This is a genomic window from Commensalibacter communis, from assembly GCF_947179015.1.
GTDB lineage: Bacteria > Pseudomonadota > Alphaproteobacteria > Acetobacterales > Acetobacteraceae > Commensalibacter > Commensalibacter communis.
The window spans coordinates 86,767-105,591 of record NZ_CAMXCM010000005.1; the positions used below are offsets into that span (position 1 = coordinate 86,767).

Genomic DNA, 18,825 nt, shown 5'->3' on the forward strand with positions numbered 1-18,825 from the left:
GTTGCTTTAACAAAAAGATTGCTTTTTATGTGCGTTTTTTCATATGATGTGTAGGAGTTATGAGAGAAAATAACCATATCGAACTGAATATTATTTTTAGACTGATTTTGAAACGAAGATTAGAAAGTAACAATAAGATTATTTTAAGTTTTAATCTCAATCTATAAATATATATGTTGAGATTAGTAGGGTTATTCTTGATTTGTAAACCTTATCATTGAATAATGCACTTAAAGGTTCATTATGAAGTCTAAGGCATAAAGCAAGAGATAGTTAACAAGTTTTACGTTGAGGTATAAAAAAATGGCCATTACAGTTACAATTTCTGGTGCAAATGGAAATGTTATAAACTTAGATAGTGATGTTACTAAGCGTGATGAAAGCGCAGTGACACAGTTACAAAATGACATTAATAATGGTATTGCAACAGGAAAAGCTCAAGCTTTTGATATTGGAACCGCTTCTGGTAACCCCGATGTTCCAACGGGGGTTACTCCTGTTGGGATTATCACAGAAGCTGGTATGTATCAATTGCCAAGTGCATATGATTATATAGTTGTGGCGGATGGTACAGATGCTCAGTCTGGTTCAGTAGTATTAAATAATAATGGTTTTAATAACAACTTTGTTGATGTGTTAGCGGGCAGAAAGTCTGGCATTGTTTATAATGCAGGAAACGAATCTGGACAAATTGTAAATACAAGTGGCAATTTAAGTTTCAACGGTGCGGATCAAACGGGTGCTTGGACTATTTATACAGGTAACGGTGATGCTACTATTGCAACAACAAATGGCAATAACAGAATTAATACAGGTACAGGCAAAAATACAATTCAATTAGGGACTGGTGTTAATAGCCTGTATTTGCAAGGTGAAGATACCATTACTGGTGCATCAAACTATCAATCAGTAACCGTAAATGGTTCGAATTCTGACATTACTCTTGGTGACGGTGCGCTAGTGTTGGATGGCGGTAATGGTAGTAAAAATAAATTATCAATCGGTAAAGATAGTACCATTACCGGTGGGGTCGATGGGCAAGTTACTTTCAATAATGGTGGTCAAAATACGTATCAAGGCGGAACCGATAGTACAATCAATGCGAGCGGTGCTGATGCCTACGTAAGAGTTGTTCACGGTGATGGCAATACTTATGCAATTGATGGCAAAGCGACATTTTTGAATTCTTTTAACAAAACCTCAATCACCATTAGTGGAGAAATGGCTGCATTTGGTGCGCAAGGTTCTGATTATACAGTCAATGCCAGTGGTAATAGCACAGGATTATTTGTAGCCGATATTGGTAATGAAACATTGAATGCTTCTGGTTCAACGGTTGGATTATCCATTTATGCGAATACCGTTTCTGGTGCTACTTCAAACTTTGTAGCGACCGGAGGTTCTGGCAATGATGTGATGGTTGGTGGAACAGGGAACTCTACTTTCACTGGCGGTGCTGGTGATAATTACTTCATGTTTGATAAAAATAATTCTGAAAACGGTAATACTGTTATTAAAGATTTTGCACATGCCGGAAGTAGCAATAAAATTGCTATCTACAATTTTGGTCTTGATACAAATAGCCTTGCAGAATTGTTGCATAATTCACAGAATGATGCACAAGGTAGCGCAGTATTAAATCTGAATGGTCATTCGATTACGGTTGAAGGCGTTTCTGTGGCTGATCTAACGGTAAATCAATTTGACGTTGGAAACCCTAGCGTTAAAACTGCGTAATTTTATTGGATTGCTAACAATGACTTAGTTACCAAAATGACTAAGTTATTGTTTGATTTGATATTGATATTTATGCATGTATATAGTATAGATTAAAAATAAGCATGCCAATGTTTATAAAAAAATACAAAAATTGTAATAATGAAAAATAAAGAGTGAAGTAGAAATGGGTGAGAGAATAACTGTTGTTGGCGGAAGCGATAGCGCCATATCTGTGACATTAGATGGTTCACAAGCCATTAGATTGGCGCAACAATTTAGTGAAGATATTAAAAACTATTATCAGAATAACAAATTACTTGCGAATCCAGAAGATTCGGAAACGCCTACGGATAAAATTGGATACGGTGTTATTACTGCGGGCGGTGCCTATAATCTTGGTAACGGTTACGATTACATAGTGGTTGGTGGTTACAATTATACTCAGGATCCTTTGAATGCAATGTTTGCTATTGATCCTGAAAACGCAAACTACTTGACTGATGCTGTTACTATTAACTCAGCAAGAATGAATGCTAACCAAAATGTAAGTGTCGTGGCTGGTAACTATAGCGGTTTTACTTATGAAGCAGGTCAAGAAAGCGGAAAACTTGCGGCCGGTCACGCCAGCAATAATGTTAACTTTAAAGGAAATACTGTTAACGGTGGTAATTGGGATATCAGAACAGGCAGTGGGGATGATACAATTATTACCGGTAGTGGTAGCAACACAGTTTATGCATCTACTGGTAAAAATCTGATCGATATTACATCAGGAATTCGTAACCAAGTTAACTCAGAAGGACAAGATACTATTATCGCGTCCCAAAGCAGCACAGCACAAAATCGTGTTACTTTGAGTGGGGGTAACAAGGACTACCATGCAACGGTTAATATCAATAAAGGTGCATCAGTTAGTGATACCAGTTTTTACAACGTAGTCACTGTTGGTGGTGGTAGTACGATCGAAGGTGGTACATATGGTAACTATACGTTTGATGGGTCTAACGATTCTAACATGAACCATATGGCGGGTGGTTTATCTAGCACTATTCAAGCAACAGGTGACTTACAAATTGTCCAAGGTGACTCAAATACAATTAATGCAAGTCAGTCCCTTACTTTCTTAAATGGTAAAGGAAATACTTTGGCGAACACACAAGGCCAGGCTCTTGGCTTTGGTGCTAATGAATTGAATTATACGTTGAATGCTACTGGCAATGATGCAGGTTTGTTTGTTGCTGACGCTGGTAATGAGACATTGAATGCTTCTGGTTCAACAGTTGGATTATCCATTTATGCAAATACAATTGTTGGGGGCGGTGGCACCAATTTTGTAGCTACTGGTGGTTCTGGCAACGATGTGATGGTTGGTGGAACAGGGAACTCTACTTTCACTGGTGGTGCTGGTGATAACTTCTTTATGTTTGATAAAAATAATTCTGAAGACGGAAAAACGCTTATCAAAGATTTTTCACACACTGGAAGTAATAACAAAATTGCGCTTTACAATTTTGGTCTTGATAGCGATAGCCTTGCAGAATTATTGCGTAATTCTCAAAACAATGATAAAGGTGATGCAGTATTGAATTTGAATGGTCATACCATTACGGTCGAAGGTGTTTCTGTATCTGATTTGACGGTGAATCAGTTTGATGTTGGTAACCCTTCTATTAAATCATCATAATTATATTTGATTTTATTCAAAAGCCAGTTACTTACGTAGCTGGCTTTTTTTGTTTTAATTAGGTTGAAAATTTGAATGAATAATAAAAATCAAAATAAGATTTTGGATAGCTATAAAAATAGTTTGAAATTATCTGCTTTACAATTATCAGCCCTACAAAGTGAAATAAATGATAAAGATATTTTGATTGCTCGAATTAAAAAATCGCTTTCTTGGAAAATTACGTTACCTGTCAGAATATTAGGATACATTGTTAAAGGGAAATTTTTTAAAGAATACCCATTAAAAGTTGTAAGAAAACGGTTATTAGAAATATATAGAGAAGACGGTATAGAAGGGATTTATAATAAATTTATATTTCGTTTTCCTATAACAAAAAATATAGTAAGTAAGCTTTCTTTTAAGAAAAACGAATTAAAGACTAAATTAGAAAGTAATGCTCTAATTACAAATAAAAATCATTCTGATGGTAAGTTAAATAGAATTTATCAAGATCAATTTACTAATGATTTTTCGATAAATAAATATTCATTAATACTAATTATAGCAGAAGTGACATTGCCACAATGTTACAAGTATCGCGTTCAACAAAAAGCGGAACATTTAGAGCGGTTGGGTTGGGATGTTAAGATAGTTGATTGGCGTGAACAAAAAACGACGTTATCATTTTTACAAATTTGTAAAGAAGTTATATTTTATCGTGTTCCTGCGTTTCCAAATGTCACAGAGCAAATTAATGAAGCAAAACGATTAGGATTAAGTCCCTGGTGGGAGGTTGATGATCTGATTGTAGATCAAGATCGTTATGCAGAATGCGGTTTTATGCACCATCTTACAACCGAAGAGAAAGATCTATTATTTTTTGGTGCAGATTTATTTCGTAAAACAATGTTATCTTGTGATCGTGCAATTGCATCAACCAAAACTTTGGCAGATGTTATGTCCCAAGCTGGATTAAGAACAGTCTGTGTGATTGAAAATGCGCTAGACAAAGACACTTTGCGTATTGCTCAGAAATTATATCCTAATAGTGTTCAAAAGAAAAAAACATCCGAGTATTCTGATGAAGTTGTAATTGTATATGGGTCTGGTACAAATACGCATAATGCAGATTTTCTGATTGCTTCTAGCGGTATTCTATCTGCTTTGAAACATAATTCTAATCTACGTTTATGGATCATAGGTGAGCTTGAACTCCCCGTTACATTCCAAGAGTGTATTCATCAAATAAAGTATATTCCTCCTCAATCTTATGAGCAATATTTAGAATTGTTAGCCCAGGCGGACATTGCCATTGCACCATTGGAACCTATTCTTTTCAACGATGCAAAAAGTAATATAAAATATTTGGAGGCATCAATTTTAGGCCTTCCGTCCATTTGTTCGCCAAGACAAGCTTTTAAAGATATAATTCGCGATCAAGAGAATGGGCTGCTCGCGAATACGGCAGAAGAGTGGAAAGAAAAAATATTATATCTTGCTGAGAATGCTAAAATAAGACAAACGATAGGTTTACAAGCATATCATGATGTTGTTGCCTACTATTCTCCTGATGAGATTACTATTCGACAAGTTGAACCAGTGTTTGGTTATGCTCAGCCCGTTGTGAATAAAAATCTTAAAATATTAGTTGTTAACGTATATTATGCCCCATATTCGTTTGGGGGTGCTACCTTTGTCGCAGAGGAGATGGCGCGGCGTATTCATGAAACGAATAATGTCGAAGTAACAGTCTTTACGACTAGACCTCTTCAAGGGGATAAACGAGGTTTATGTAGATATCAATCAGAGAATATCATAGTTTATTCTATAGATTTATCACCAGCAGTACACGCATCTCAGCAATTTAATAATATAGAAACTATTGAATCGTTTGAAATGGTTTTAACCGCTGAGAGACCTGATATCGTTCATTTTCACTCGATACAGAATATGGGTTTACAAATGTTGTTGGCCTGTCAAAGTAAGCATATCCCTTACATCATTACTTTACATGATTCATGGTGGTTATGTAATCGTCAGTTCATGGTTAAATCAAATGGGCAATATTGTTTCCAAAAGAGAATTGACTTGCAGGTTTGTCAAAGATGTGAACCAGAATCTCGATATCTGACCGAACGCATGATGATGATGCAACAGGGAATCCAAGCAGCTACTTTGTTACTGAGTCCCAGTGAAACACATCGTCAACTTTATATCGCAAATGATGTTAATGAATCTTTGATTAAAGTAAATCGTAACGGCATCGTAAGGCCTGAAAAAATCAGACCAAAGCGCCCTAAAAATACACCTTTAAGATTTGGTTTTGTAGCTGGGGATGAAGTCATTAAAGGTGCTGTTATTATCAAAAAGGCTTTCAAATCTTTATCTCGATCAGATTGGGAACTAAAGATTATCGATAGTAAAGTTGATATGGGATTTCCTCCTATTGATGTCAGCAATTGGAACGTAAAAGGGAAAGTGATGACTGTCCCGCCTTACGATGATGCAGGTAAAGATGACTTCTTTTATGGTATTGATGTATTATTATTTCCTTCGCAATGGAAAGAAAGTTACGGTTTAACTGTTCGCGAGGCATTGTTGAGAGACGTATGGGTTATTTGTAGTCATCCGGGTGGTCAATCTGAAGATGTAATTGATGGAACAAATGGAAATTATGTTTCTTTAAAAGGAGATGTTTCAGAGCTTGTGAACGTAATTGAAGAGGTGTTGGATAAAGCCTCTATATTCGATTATTATGAAAATCCTTATAAGGATCAAATAGCAACTTTGGAAGGTCAAGCTGAGGAATTATTGGAATATTATCGACAAATAAAAGAAGAAATGTCGCAATCAACTTCTGTCTCATAAATATTTCAAGTATATGATTTTATGGAAATGAGCCGTTGATTTTTATGAAGATATTCAGAATGCAACAGATAAATCGAATTTCCTTAGGAATAATTGTGGGCTGCGTTTGCTTCTTATATGCGATCAACGATAGTCTTGGGGTTAATAATTATTTTTCTTCTCAACCTAGAAGCCAATGTGTGCATTTTTCTGATTTATGGCAAAATGCAGAAACAGGAAATCCTGCCCCTGAATATTATTATCAGTGTGCGATTAGATTAAGTTTGACTTTACATCGCGTGGGGGTGGATATGAGATCTTTTTCCCAAAAGACAATTAACCCAGCGCCTGGACGTCAAACGCTTGGCAGAATCGTCATTGATGGTTTGTCTGTTGCAACGCGCGCTGATGAAATGGCATTATGGATGCAGAAATATCCATTTTGTGGATTGGGAAAAGCTGAAAATATAACAGGCGAAGATTGGAAAAATAAAGTTTATGGTAGGACAGGAATCATTGCTTTTTCCAATTATTGGGGCAAAAACCAAATGGGAGGTCACATTGATCTTTGGAATGAAACTCGTTTTCCATATCTATCCCCAAGCATTAGTATTGATGGCACGTTTGGTATCCTAGCTAATTTTTCTCGTTTTGCATTTGGTGGGTGGGGAATCTATAATGGCGGATATTATTATGGATATGGCATTTTACCTAATTTGGCAGATTCAAAGAAAATACTCTTTTTTGAAGTGAAGTAATATTCACAACGCTATTTATCTGCCAGGTGGACTTATGATAGGGCAGGCAACCCCTTGTTTTAGGAAATATTTCCAAGCCAGTTTGGTATCATAAGTGCTGATTAAATATAAAAACCGTTTCCATTTTGGTACCACAGGTAAAGGTCTATTTGGAAACTGTCTCAAATAATCATCAACATATCCCAAAGGAAAATAAGTATTATCTTTTAACAGCGTTCGATAATAATTCAGCCAGAAAAGCCCAAAATAATTATCGCGAATAACTTCTTTTTTAATAAAAGGTACCTGACCTGAAGCAATCACACTATACCAATCCATATGCATTGGGTTGGTTTGTCGAGGATCTCGCAGCGGATATTTCTTCAGTTTTGACCATTGCCCGACATAATTAAAATTAGGAATTTGTTGTAATATTCTTCCCAGCCCAAGCTCACCTTTTTGAATGATTTGTGGTTTTGGCATGTCTTTAAAAGGTAGGTTGAATAGTTCTTGTATTTTTTCGTGATGAAATGCTTGATTGGTAAAACATAAAAACCACGATTGAAAATGCCAATTAATTTCTAAAGTTTCAACCATTCCCCAAACATCGATTGGCTGATTTAATCTTTGGGAAAAGATTGTCTCCATAGGATATAAAGGGCCAAAGATGCTGTCATTGGTCAATAAAATATGGTCTGCGTCTCGTGTGACGTTCTTCTGCATTAACGCTTGCCATGCGCCGAAATCAAGACCCTCATTGGGACGTAGATGAGGGGTAATGCGATGTTGTTTGCAAAAATGTTCCGTATCTTCGGATAAAATGGTTTGTCCAGACAAAGCCAAGTGTGTTTCCCATCCGCAATCATATAATGCTTTTAAGTAATGTTTTACATCGTTAGGCAGAATAGTCGATCGCGTATAACTAGCAAACAGACATGTTTTTTTAGACATGAGTTAGTGGTTCCACAGGTGGTTTATATAGATTATTGATTTCATCTAAGGCAATTTCAACTGATTGATAGATTTTCCTACCAGTTATTTTTTCAATTAGGTCGCTTTTATAGATAATATTACGAAATTCATAATGACCTCCAGCAATGACAAGTTGTATATTCTTGCTTTGTAATAGAATATAAAGTTGATTGAAAGCATATAAAGTGCTTGCATCCCCTTGGGTCATTACAGAGGCATCAATAATAAACCAACGGATTTTTTGCTCGTCATATTGCGTGATAATACTTGCACATCGATTAGAAAAATATTCTTCGTTATAGAAAATAACAGAGGCTTCAAACAAATAGATAATACAATGAGGAACAGGAACAGCTGTTGGTTCTAAATGTAAATTGACAAGTTCTTTGGTATTGGGCAGCATCCCTAGTTGGGTGTCTCTTGGTTTGGCAGAGAGAGATAGGCCGTGTAGCAGAGTGATAAAGACTGCAAGAATAATACCTTGTAAAATTCCTACCCACAATACACCTAACACAGTTAATAATACAAAAAATGCTTCTCGGTGACTGACTTTTAATAGGAAGCGAAAGGTATTAACATCAATAAGATTGATGGCGGTTGAGATCAGAATGACACTCAGAATTGCGGAAGGTAAAAAGCTGAGCGGATGAGCAAAAAAAGTAATAATCAGAGCAATTGTAATCGCTGAACTGATTCCTACCAGTGCGGTTTTCCCTCCAGAGTTTATACCAACAGCCGTTCTGGAATCTGCCCCTGTGACTGTAAAGCTTTGAAATAGCCCAGAGCAAATATTTGCAACCCCGAAACTAATTAGTTCTTTATTTCCGTCGACTTGTTGGCCTATTTTTGCTGCGAAACTTCGTGCGGTAATGATGCCACTGGAAAAACTGATAAGTGTAATTGCAATAATCGTTTCAATAAAATCAGTCAAAGGGAAATTAAAAGAGGGGATGTGAAAGCTGGATAAGCCAGAAGGTAAAGTGCCAAGCATCATAATCCCATGTTGATTTAAACTAAATCCCCATGAAAGCAGTATAGAAATGATTACAGTAATAATAGGTGCAGAAATTGAAGATTTGTAATAGATACAAGCCCTAATAAAAATGAAAAAGATGATAGACAATCCAAACGTCATCCAATGGATGGATGATAAATGGTTGATGAAGAATAAAGTTTGCTCAAAAAAATTGCCAGGGGGGCTATAGATACGCGTGATAACTGATAATTGCGAAATGACTAGTTGTATACCAATACCTGCTAAATACCCCGTTAAAATTGGGCGAGATAAAAAATTGGCAATAAATCCAAATCGCAATTTGCCAGCAATGATACTGACGATACCCACCCCAATAGCAATCGCTGCCGCACCTTGGATCCTTGCATCAGGTGTTGTCAAAGCAAATGCCGTTAAGCTGACCCCAACGATGTTGCTGACGGCTGTATCAGGACCAACAATTAAGAACGGTGAAGACCCAAAGATCGCATAAATTAGAACTGGTATAATACAGGCATATAATCCAATGATAACAGGAACACCCATTAAATTTGCATATGCCAGCCCAACAGGAATAGCCACACTTGAAACTAAGACCCCTGCGATAATATCATTAAAAGCAATAGGTAAGGTTAAACCACGTAAAGAGCGTATTCCAGCAGGTAATTGAATTTTCATGCTACAAAATAAAATAAATGAACGTTTTAATTTATTTATCTTCTGCTTTTGATTGAGCATTGTAAAGCAATAAAGATGCTCGTTCTTTCAGTTGTGCTTGGTAGATTTTCCAATTTGGCATGATTTTGGCAACTAAGGCATGAAATTTCTTGCTGTGATTAAGCTCTTTTGCGTGGCATAGCTCATGTATGATGACATAATCGATACAAGACAAGGGTGCTTTAATTAAATGTTGGTTTAATGTTATGATGCTGGGGGAACGATTAATATAACTGCCCCATCGACTGGTCATTTTTTTGATACGCAAAATTGGTGGCTGGTTCTCCCAATCGATCCATGGAATGGAGGGTTTTATAACAAGAATCCGTTCGAAAAATAGATCAAGTGCTTGAAAGCGATACCAGCTATCCAAAAGACGCTCAATTTTTTGTGGGGTGTCTTGGCGTATATTGATGTTTAGTATACCATCAATAAGTTGGATATTGGGTTTGTAATGAATATTTTCTTTAATATTTAAAGGATAATACTCTCCGAGAAAAAGATGTTTTTCAGATTGTATAAATTGAAGCTTTTCTCGTTTCTTCAGATGGTTTTGCTGTGTTTCTATATGCTGAACGATCTTACTTGCATGTTTTTCGATAACGGCAATCAGATATGTACGGGGCGTTTTTTGTGGAGCTCGGATTTTGAGAATCTGTTCAGGGGTTATAGATAAAGAGATTTTCGGTTTTTTGGTTAAAGGATGAGGGAGATATAATTCACAAGGAATTAAATAGCCATGATAATTGAAATTGAATTTTTTTGGATGTAAAGCCACTATTTTACTTAGAAATTAGATAAAATTATATATGAAATATTAAGTTGATGAGAATATAGTCTACGACGGAGTTATTTTCTCTTTAAGAAGTGAATGTAAATCAACAGGTGCAAAATTACAGACATCAACCCCAACATCATAGGCATTTTCATAAGGCTCAATGGAACCATGCACGTGACCATATAGATGAATAGAGCCCCGATAAAATCCAGCCCATTCTCTTATAGGGTAATGAAATAAAACGACATGAGTTCCTTCTATTTTTAGTTCCTTATATTGATGAACGGATGTCCATTCCGATGCTCCTTGAATAGTTTTGGAGTCATGATTTCCAATAATTAAATGTTTTTTTCCATTTAACTGGGATAATAGCGGGGAAGCATCTTTTGACCAGCAAACATCGCCAAGATGATAAATTTCGTCCTCTGGTTTTACGGACTTGTTCCAATTCAATATTAATGTTTGGTTCATTTCTTCAACATTGTTGAAGGGACGGTTACACAAAGTGATAATAGATTTATGATCGAAATGTGTGTCTGATGTAAACCAAGTTGTCATGATAATTTCAATAAATAAAAAGAGTAGAGTAAGTGGGTATATTAACGGTATTAACAATTATATTAAAGATATTATCATGAACAGTATTAGCTAAAAATGTATGTAAAATTTAATTTTACATACATTTTTAAGAAATTATCCTAGTATTTTACCAATTACACCACCAACTAATGGAAGGCTGGTAAGTGTGGATTCAATTTGTCCACCGACTTGGGAACCGATAGCAGTCCCAACATCTTTTCCTAGGGTAGGAAGTAAGTTTGAGAGGTTTACATTACCTAGAACAGGAAGTTGAACATTTAGATATGAGCTGATTAAGTTATAGCCGAAATTTCCGACATTTCCGCCGATGCTTGACAAACCATCTTTGATAAATCCAGCACCAGCTACGGTTTGAATTTCTACGATACTAAGTTCTCTCATTTTAATCACCATAATGTTATATAACGATATTATCTCAATGCATATATGAGACAATATCGATTTTATAATAAATAAAAAAACATAACAAGTTGAATTTCATTGGGAATTTTTAAATATTTAGTTGTGTGCAAATAATCACGCATTTTATAAAGAAATAAACGCATAATATATTATAATAATATTAAATACGGTTTTTATCAGTATAGAGTCTACGGATTATATAGGATAAAAATAGTGTTAAAATTTAGGGAGTAAATATGACTATAAAGCATATAAATTGTTAAAGCTATATATGCTGATTAAGTGGCTGGGGTGGGAGGGATCGAACCTCCGAATGGCGGAATCAAAATCCGCTGCCTTACCGCTTGGCTACACCCCAACGTTGGTCACGAAGCAACTTTTAGACGATTTCTTTATGGACGTAAAGAGGAAAAATGCATTTTTTTAATTTTTATTCATTTTTTTCAGAAATAAAGGGCTCATCTTGATGTTCAGGCTGGTTCTCTGGTGCTAAATGGTCATTTTTTACGACAAAATAAGGTGAAAATTTCCCTGCTTTTTTAATGGTTTGATCGAGGGATGCCATCGTTTGTGATAAATCAGCGGTATCGTCTTTGATCCAAACACGCATATTGAGTGCCCAGATGCCTGTTAATCCTTTGATACAAGCAAGTCCTCTGATTCCATTTGTTTTAATTTGTGCTGATTCTGCAATCCACTTCATACTGTTCTGGGTTGCAACGCCCATGATAACGGCAAGGGCAGGGTTAAAAGGTAAATTATGCAATGCAGAGATAAACCCTTTTCGATAATCCTGGAAAAAATCAAAGCGGCTCATGAATAAATCGAATAAATAATCTGCCACAACTTGTCCGTGATAGGCTTGTTCCAATGCAGATTCATCCGCTAAACGATTTAAATATAGCAGTAAAGATGATTTACATGGGAATCGTTGACGTGCTGTATGAGTGGGAATGTCTGCTTGTCGTGCAGCTTCGACAATAGACATTTGGTTCCATCCTTGCTCTGCAGCAATGTTCATTGCACTATTAAGAAGTTTCAGGTTTAGTTCTTCGTTATTCATCATATACGTCCAAGATTATGAAAGACTTATTGAGCACAATAAGTCTATTGATTGCAATTAAGAAGCCATTTCTTTTGATCGATCAGCAGCGGCTTGAATGGCTTTGGATAAAGAATCAGGCCATGCTTTTGAATCAATTAAGACATTAACGGCGCGCTCTGTAATGCCCCCTGGTGTTGCGACGGCTTTGCGTAATGCTTCGGATTCTTGACTGGAATTGCCCAACAAAGCTGCTGACCCAACAACTGTTTGTCTTGCCAATAAGCGAGCCAACTCTGTTGAAAGTCCTTTTTCTTCACCAACTTTTTGTAATAATTCAGCCAACAAGAAAATATAAGCGGGACCACAGCCTGCAATTGCAGTTGCTACGTCCATTTCTTTTTCTGAATCGAGCCAAGCAACTTCACCAACAGCATGCAATAAATCATCCGCAAGTTGTTTTTGTTGGTCGGTTACTGTGGGGCCAGCAACAACAGAAGTCATTCCTAGTCCAAGTTCTGATGGAGTATTTGGCATAACACGCACAACGGGTTGTTGATCTCCGAATTGGTTTTTCAGCCAAGTAAGATCACGCCCCCCTAAGACAGATAAAATAACAGCTTCTTTTGTCCAAGGTGCCAAAGAAGGGATAATTTCCGCAGCTTGGGCAGGTTTCATGGCTAAAATAATGGCTTTGGGTTTGAACGCTTTGGGAATTTCGGCAGTGGATTGTACATGTTGATGCGGTGACGGTAACTCAAGTGTGTGCCGATGAACAATAACCGAGGTCTCTAGCCCTTTTTTCAACCATCCTTTTAACATTGCATGTCCCATGTGACCGCAACCAATTAACAGAATAGAGGGTAAATTTGCCATGAGTAAATTCCTTTAATGAATTATAAATTAAGAGATTCTTGTTCCGTTGGGAACTTGGCGTTCAATGGTTGAAATGACGATTCCTTGATCTGTTTCAAATCCCGTCAGTAAAAATTGTGATCGAAAAGGACCGATTTGTTTTTCTGGAAAATTAATGACACCGATAATTTGTTTGCCAATTAATTCTTCTTTTGTATAAAGGCTGACAATTTGTGCGCTGGTTTTGCGTTCGCCATAGGCTCCGAAATCTACCCATACTTTGTAAGCAGGTTTCCGAGCCTCTGGGAATTCTTCGACTTTAATAATGGTGCCAGCAACCATCACGACTTTTTCAAAATCTGTCCATTCAATGAGATCCATTTGAGGTTTCCTTTTAAAAAGAGGATGACGGGCTTGATTTTATTTTTCAATAAAATAGCGATGGTTAACGTCAATTTTATTGATTTTTATTTTCCAGTTTTGCAAGGCGTTCTTCGAGCACTTGCACTTGTTCTTCTAATTTTTCTTGCGCAGAACGGGTGCGGCTGGCAATTTCGGTCATAATTTCGAATTCTTCACGGCGGACAAGGTGCAATGTTGATAAAATTTCATCCACGCGTCCTTTGACAATGCCAGAGATTTCCTCTTTGATTCCGCCAAAGACAGAAAAAGCACTGCCAGCGGCTTTTGACGCGTCGCCAAATATTTTTTTAGGATCAGACATAATTTATATTCCCAGTTAAAAAAGTGGATATAGAGACTAGTATAATTCATTATAGCTAGGTATCATGCAATTTGTAAATTTGTCTTTGGTTTTTAACTTACAATCTTTGTATTCGAAACATATTATGATTATTATTACTGGTGCGACTGGATTTATTGGTTCTTGCTTACAAGCAAAGCTGTATGCGTTAAAAGAAGAAACAATTATCGTGGATTGGCTCGGGGATCAAGGGAAATGGCGTAATATTGCCAAGCATGCTCCAGACGCTTTGATTGCGCCAGAAGCTTTAGACGAATTTCTAAAGACCGCTAAAAATGTGAACGCTGTTGTTCATCTGGGCGCAATTAGTGAAACCACTGCTCGTGATGGGGATTTGGTTTGGCAGACCAATGTCGATTTATCGATGAAGTTATGGAAATGGTGTGCTGAACATCAGGTCAGATTTATCTATGCGTCCTCTGCTGCGACCTATGGTGGGGCGAATAAAGCCTCGGAATTCACAGATAACCACAGCATTATTCATCAGTTAAAACCTTTGAATTTATATGGTTGGTCTAAACAAGTTTTTGATATGCAAATATTGAAAATGGTAAGAAATCAACAACCTACTCCCCCACAGTGGGTAGGGTTAAAGTTCTTTAATGTGTATGGACCAAATGAATATCATAAAGGAAAAATGATTTCAGTGGTCAAAGTAAAGTTTGACGATATTGCCCAAGGAAATGCCCCCAAACTCTTTAAATCTGATCAAGCCCATTTGGCTGATGGGGGACAAGCCCGTGATTTTATCTGGGTTGGGGATGTGGTTGATATGATTTTATGGTTCCTAGAGAATCCTACTGCGATCAGCGGTATTTATAATTGTGGAACGGGACAAGCCAGAACCTATCTAGATTTGGCATATGCGGTTTGTAGTGCAATGAATGTAGATAAGACAGTTGATTTTATTGAAATGCCAGAGGCGTTAAAAGGGCAATATCAATATTTTACGCAAGCCAACATGGATAAAATAAGAAAAGCTGGATATACGAAATCATTCACATCATTAGAGGATGGAATAGGACAATATATTCACGACTACTTGCGTAAATCAGATTCTTACCTGTAAATAATTTTTTTGATTATTTCATTGAAAGATAAAGCTGCTTATGTTTGGTCCATTGTATTATCCTAATTTTAATCCTGTGATGTTACAGATTGGTCCATTATCCATTCGTTGGTATGCAATGGCATATATCACGGCATTGATTTGCGGATGGTTATTGGTGCGTCGTTTGGTGCGTAAAGACCCGATTGTCGCAACCAAAGAGCAAGTCGATGATTTTCTAACATGGGCGACACTTGGGGTAATTTTAGGGGGGCGATTGGGATATTGTCTCTTCTACCAACCTGGATATTATTTACCTCATCCTTTGGAAATTTTCAAAGTTTGGCATGGCGGAATGTCCTTTCACGGTGGCGCGTTGGGTGTGATTATTGCCCTGATCTTATTTAGCCGTAAATATAAGTTGAGCTTCCTTGGGTTTTCTGATCGTGTAACGACAGTTGTTCCTTTAGGTTTAGGTCTTGGGCGTTTTGCCAATTTTATTAATCATGAATTGGTCGGACGAGTTGCCCCTGATTGGCTGCCATGGCGAATGTTTTATCCGAATGTAGTGGGTGCCAGACATCCTTCTGAACTGTATGAATGTCTGTTGGAAGGGGTTGTATTATTCAGCATTATGATGATTTTAGCCTATCGTAAATCCATTCGTGAACATGCAGGGTTACTGTCTGGGATTTTCTTGCTAGGTTATGCGATTGCACGCAGTTTTTGTGAGTTGTTCCGTGAACCTGATGATTTCCTAGGATTTATTGTTGGGGGTATTACAATGGGTCAGATTTTATGTATACCGATGGTTATTGCGGGATCTTTCTTTATTTGGCAATCTTTCCGTCTTCCTAAACTTAAAGGGTTAACCGTCGAGAATGACTAACAGTCAACCCATCAGACTGGATCACTTTATGGCGGCTGCGAATGCTGCCTATTATGGACAAAAAAATCCTTTTGCTGATTTTATAACAGCACCAGAAATTTCCCAAATGTTTGGCGAATTAATTGCGGCGTGGGTTATTGCTGTTATTCATACTATGCCTGATGATTCAGCCATCACGTTAGTAGAGGCTGGACCAGGTCAAGGCACATTAATGGCAGATATGTTGCGCGTCATTCGCCAAGCTGCACCTGATATTTATCAAAATTGTTCGGTTATTTTTGTCGAAACCTCTGAACGGTTGCGGCAAATACAAAAACAAGCCATTGCACATCATACAGATATATCCGTGCGTTGGTATGATTCCATTGACTCAATTCCTTCTCAGCCGATGATTTTGGTGGCTAATGAGTTTTTAGATGCCCTGCCTATTCGTCAATTTGTAAAAGTAAGTTCTGGTGAATGGGCAGAGCATTATGTATATCAAGGACAATTATTCCAAAAACAAGTAGCCGATTTGCCGAAAGCTCCCATCTTTCAGCGTCCCGTGAGAGAAGGGGATATTGTCGAGGTCTGTGAAGCTGGACAAGATATTATCAAGACTATAGCGCAAAGAATATATAAAGATGGTGGGGCAGCGTTGTTTATTGATTATGGATATGCCAGCCCTGTATGGGGTGATACGTTGCAAGCCATTGCGGGTGGGGAAAAAGTTTCCCCTTTTATTGATCCTGGTGAAGCAGATTTAACGGCTCATATTGATTTTTTAGCATTAAAAGAAATTGTGATAGCAACAGGTGCGCGGGCTTATGGTATTCAAACTCAGGGTGAGTTTTTAAAACAACTAGGGTTACTTGTCAGAGCAAAAATGTTGGCAGCACGTGCTACGGAAATAGAACAAAAACAAATCGCAGAGGCTGTGTATCGCTTAATAGACCCCAGTGAAATGGGTGATCTATTCAAAGTCATGGCGATTATGCATGCTGATTTACCGATACCTCCTGCATTTGAATTAAATAAGGAAATAAAATAAATGAGTTCTGAGCTTTTGGTGATTCGTCACTCTTTGCTAAAAGATAAAGTTCGACATGGTTTTTTTACACGAGTAGGGGGCGTGTCCCAAGGTGGATATGCTTCGTTGAATTGTGGGATTAAAACCGAAGATAAGCCAGAACATATTCAGGAAAATCGTCATCGTGTTGCTCAAGACATTGGGGTGTCTGATGAATATTTATGGGGCGGGATGCAGGTACATAGTGCCAAAGTCATGCATGTTACCAAAGAAAATTGCGATCGTTGTGAAGTCGATGGCGGCGTTACTGATGATCCAGATGTTGCAGTCAGCGTTTTGACGGCTGATTGTGGTCCTGTGCTATTTACGACATTTGATGGTCGCATCGTTGGTGCTGCACATGCAGGATGGCGAGGGGCTGCGGGTGGTATTTTAGAGGAAACCATCACACAGATGGAAGCTTTGGGGGCGAAAAACAGCGAAATTATTGCGGTGGTCGGCCCCTGTATTGATGGATCACGCTACGAAGTCAAAGAAGATATGAAGCAGCAAGTGTTGGAGCAAGATCCACATGCAGGTGTCTTTTTTAAGCATGTCACTGACGATCAATATCTTTTTGATCTAGGACATTATTGCGTTGATCGTTTAAGAAGACGACGTGTTGCCATTGCTGCTTTGATAGGCAGAGATACATTAGGGGACGAAACCCATTTCTTTAGCCACCGTCGTCGGACACTCGCTGGTGGAGGGGTTTTGGGGCACCAGATTTCAGTGATTGCTTGTCATAAAAAGGGATAATAAATGTTAAATATTCAGAGAACCTCTTTATTCAAAGTAGGATTAAGTTTATTGGTGATGATCCCTTTGGTAGGATGCGTAACGGTTCCTCATCCTTTTGAGAAAAAAGAAGGATCAGCGGGGGGGAAATTAACGGCACCTCCGCCAGCACGATTAATCGTTCCAGTGCCAACAGAAGCGTTATTAACCGAAAAAGATTCTGCAATCTTGGCTCAAGATATGGTCAAAGCCATGACCGATCAGACGATGCCTCCTGTTGTTGGGACTGCACAAAAAGGCGAATGGCTTTTAATGATGAAAGCCCAATCCAAGGATGGTGTCGTTACTCCACAATTTAGTGTCATTTCCCCTGATGGGAAAGTCGCTGCCACCCGTGATATGATGCCTGTTTCAGTACAGGATTGGGCCAGTGGTAATGAAACAATCTTGGCACAAGTAGCAAGTCAAACAGCCCCAATGGTGACTGATGTATTAAAAGGGTTAGAGGCTGGGGTTATGGCAAAAGACCCTCATAGTCTAAAGAATCGCCCTGCTCAGATTTATTTCAAAGGGGTCTCAGGGGCACCAGGAGATGGAAATATTGTGATTGCCAGACAATTTGTGACTTCTCTAAAAGATAAATCAAATGAAATACAATCAAAGCAAGATAAAGCCGATTATATTGTTGATTGTAAAGTGAGTGTGACCGATGGTGCTGCTGGAACCAGAGGGAATCCAGTGCAACATGTTGAAATTGCATGGCATATTCTTGATAAAGCTGGTAAAGAAGCAGGGAAAGTGATGCAAATTAATGATGTGCCTGCACATAGTTTAGATGTATATTGGGGCGATACGGGTTCTGCTGTTGGGGAAGAAGCCGCAGGGGGCGTAAAGCGTGTAATCAGCAATTTTTCTGGGCGTGATGAGAAACCATTAACTAATGGAGCGAATAAAGGTCTTATTGCTCCACCAGAATTAACAAGTAAAAAGTAAATTAGATGAATACCTTA

At 37.8% G+C, this 18,825-nt stretch carries 18 protein-coding genes and 1 tRNA gene; 9 read left to right on the forward strand and 10 right to left on the reverse strand.

Annotated elements, in window-relative coordinates; translation table 11 throughout:
* Positions 1 to 303: 303 nt before the first annotated feature.
* From PQG54_RS09115 to PQG54_RS09130, 4 genes are all read left to right on the forward strand, one after another.
* Entirely contained in the window at positions 304 to 1,737 is a 1,434-nt protein-coding gene (locus PQG54_RS09115) for a beta strand repeat-containing protein (RefSeq protein ID WP_271790343.1), read from the forward strand.
* Positions 1,738 to 1,903: 166 nt separating this feature from the next.
* A complete protein-coding gene (locus tag PQG54_RS09120) occupies positions 1,904 to 3,403 on the forward strand; it encodes an autotransporter outer membrane beta-barrel domain-containing protein (RefSeq protein WP_271790344.1) in 1,500 nt (499 codons plus the stop codon).
* 75 nt (positions 3,404 to 3,478) lie between these two features.
* Positions 3,479 to 6,253, forward strand: coding sequence for a glycosyltransferase (locus PQG54_RS09125; RefSeq protein ID WP_271790345.1), 2,775 nt, complete (start codon positions 3,479 to 3,481; stop codon positions 6,251 to 6,253).
* Between the two features lie 59 nt (positions 6,254 to 6,312).
* Positions 6,313 to 6,990 carry a T6SS effector amidase Tae4 family protein gene (locus tag PQG54_RS09130; protein WP_271790346.1) on the forward strand — a complete coding sequence of 226 codons (678 nt, stop codon included), beginning with the start codon at positions 6,313 to 6,315 and terminating at the stop codon, positions 6,988 to 6,990.
* 15 nt (positions 6,991 to 7,005) lie between these two features.
* On the opposite strand, the gene PQG54_RS09135 is transcribed toward PQG54_RS09130, so the two are convergent.
* The 10 genes from PQG54_RS09135 to PQG54_RS09180 all read right to left on the reverse strand — a co-directional run bounded on the left by PQG54_RS09135 (position 7,006) and on the right by PQG54_RS09180 (position 14,053).
* On the reverse strand, positions 7,006 to 7,920 hold the full coding sequence (locus PQG54_RS09135) for a rhamnan synthesis F family protein (protein ID WP_271790347.1): 915 nt from the start codon (positions 7,918 to 7,920) through the stop codon (positions 7,006 to 7,008).
* Positions 7,913 to 9,613, reverse strand: coding sequence for a SulP family inorganic anion transporter (locus PQG54_RS09140; protein WP_271790348.1), 1,701 nt, complete (start codon positions 9,611 to 9,613; stop codon positions 7,913 to 7,915). The genes PQG54_RS09135 and PQG54_RS09140 overlap by 8 nt, the downstream gene beginning before the upstream one ends.
* 31 nt (positions 9,614 to 9,644) lie before the next feature.
* The gene (locus tag PQG54_RS09145) at positions 9,645 to 10,430 is read right to left on the reverse strand and encodes a M48 family metallopeptidase (RefSeq protein WP_271790349.1); all 786 of its coding nucleotides are present in this window, start codon (positions 10,428 to 10,430) and stop codon (positions 9,645 to 9,647) included.
* Positions 10,431 to 10,490: 60 nt separating this feature from the next.
* Positions 10,491 to 10,988 (reverse strand): metallophosphoesterase family protein, encoded by a 498-nt coding sequence (locus PQG54_RS09150; RefSeq protein WP_271790350.1) that lies wholly within the window; start codon positions 10,986 to 10,988, stop codon positions 10,491 to 10,493.
* A gap of 135 nt (positions 10,989 to 11,123) precedes the next feature.
* Positions 11,124 to 11,411 (reverse strand): hypothetical protein, encoded by a 288-nt coding sequence (locus PQG54_RS09155; protein WP_271790351.1) that lies wholly within the window; start codon positions 11,409 to 11,411, stop codon positions 11,124 to 11,126.
* Between the two features lie 304 nt (positions 11,412 to 11,715).
* Positions 11,716 to 11,790: transfer RNA gene (locus tag PQG54_RS09160), tRNA-Gln, on the reverse strand.
* Positions 11,791 to 11,862: 72 nt separating this feature from the next.
* On the reverse strand, positions 11,863 to 12,498 hold the full coding sequence (locus PQG54_RS09165; RefSeq protein ID WP_271790352.1) for a TetR family transcriptional regulator: 636 nt from the start codon (positions 12,496 to 12,498) through the stop codon (positions 11,863 to 11,865).
* A gap of 54 nt (positions 12,499 to 12,552) precedes the next feature.
* Positions 12,553 to 13,350 carry a pyrroline-5-carboxylate reductase gene (gene proC, locus PQG54_RS09170; protein WP_271790353.1) on the reverse strand — a complete coding sequence of 266 codons (798 nt, stop codon included), beginning with the start codon at positions 13,348 to 13,350 and terminating at the stop codon, positions 12,553 to 12,555.
* Between the two features lie 27 nt (positions 13,351 to 13,377).
* A complete protein-coding gene (locus tag PQG54_RS09175; RefSeq protein WP_271790354.1) occupies positions 13,378 to 13,710 on the reverse strand; it encodes a tRNA-binding protein in 333 nt (110 codons plus the stop codon).
* 76 nt (positions 13,711 to 13,786) lie between these two features.
* Complete coding sequence (locus PQG54_RS09180; RefSeq protein ID WP_271790355.1) at positions 13,787 to 14,053, reverse strand: accessory factor UbiK family protein; 267 nt, start codon at positions 14,051 to 14,053, stop codon at positions 13,787 to 13,789.
* A 124-nt stretch (positions 14,054 to 14,177) separates the two neighbouring features.
* On the opposite strand from PQG54_RS09180, the gene rfaD reads away from it, so the two are divergent.
* Genes rfaD through PQG54_RS09205 form a run of 5 tightly spaced genes read left to right on the forward strand, consistent with a single transcriptional unit; the run spans position 14,178 to position 18,808 of the window.
* Positions 14,178 to 15,161: an ADP-glyceromanno-heptose 6-epimerase gene (gene rfaD / locus PQG54_RS09185; protein WP_271790381.1), complete on the forward strand. Its 984-nt coding sequence runs from the start codon at positions 14,178 to 14,180 to the stop codon at positions 15,159 to 15,161.
* 40 nt (positions 15,162 to 15,201) lie between these two features.
* Positions 15,202 to 16,029, forward strand: a complete 828-nt coding sequence (gene lgt, locus PQG54_RS09190; RefSeq protein WP_271790356.1) for a prolipoprotein diacylglyceryl transferase — start codon at positions 15,202 to 15,204, stop codon at positions 16,027 to 16,029.
* Positions 16,022 to 17,059 carry a class I SAM-dependent methyltransferase gene (locus tag PQG54_RS09195; protein WP_271790357.1) on the forward strand — a complete coding sequence of 346 codons (1,038 nt, stop codon included), beginning with the start codon at positions 16,022 to 16,024 and terminating at the stop codon, positions 17,057 to 17,059. The genes lgt and PQG54_RS09195 overlap by 8 nt, the downstream gene beginning before the upstream one ends.
* Positions 17,060 to 17,836, forward strand: coding sequence for a peptidoglycan editing factor PgeF (pgeF, locus tag PQG54_RS09200; protein ID WP_271790358.1), 777 nt, complete (start codon positions 17,060 to 17,062; stop codon positions 17,834 to 17,836).
* A gap of 3 nt (positions 17,837 to 17,839) precedes the next feature.
* A complete protein-coding gene (locus PQG54_RS09205; protein ID WP_271790359.1) occupies positions 17,840 to 18,808 on the forward strand; it encodes a hypothetical protein in 969 nt (322 codons plus the stop codon).
* Positions 18,809 to 18,825: the final 17 nt, after the last annotated feature.